The sequence below is a fragment of the Priestia sp. BR_2 genome, from assembly GCF_041954005.1.
Lineage (GTDB): Bacteria > Bacillota > Bacilli > Paenibacillales > Paenibacillaceae > Paenibacillus_AQ > Paenibacillus_AQ lautus_A.
The window spans coordinates 1-501 of the sequence record NZ_JAVFHM010000222.1 but is presented as its reverse complement, the minus strand read 5'-3'; the positions used below and the strand labels follow the sequence as shown (position 1 = coordinate 501).

Here is a 501-nt window from a genome sequence, read left to right as displayed (position 1 = left end):
ACCCTGGCTGACGGTTCTGTTACAGGAAGCCAAATCGCTGCAGGGACTATCACCGGCGCGAACGTGGCCGAGGGATCCTTGAACGGCTCCCAGATTGCCGAAGGCTCCATCGAGAGCAAACACCTTGGACCGGATGCTTTTGATAACTTCACCCTGGCCGAGGGGTCCATTGAGAGCAAACACCTCGCACCCGATGCCTTTGACAACTTCACCCTGGCCGATGGTTCAGTAACAGGAAGCCAAATTGCTGAAGGGACTATCACCGGCGCGAACGTAGCTAAGGGATCCTTGAACGGCTCCCAGATTGCCGAAGGTTCCATCGAGAGTAAACACCTTGGACCGGATGCCTTTGATAACTTTACCCTGGCTGACGGTTCTGTTACAGGAAGCCAAATCGCTGCAGGGACTATCACCGGCGCGAACGTGGCCGAGGGATCCTTGAACGGCTCCCAGATTGCCGAAGGCTCCATCGAGAGCAAACACCTTGGACCGGATGCTTTT

1 pseudogene is annotated in these 501 nt (G+C 55.9%); it reads left to right on the top strand.

From position 1 onward, the window contains the following. A pseudogene (locus tag RB298_RS17180) lies at positions 1-501 on the top strand (hypothetical protein); the annotation flags it as partial.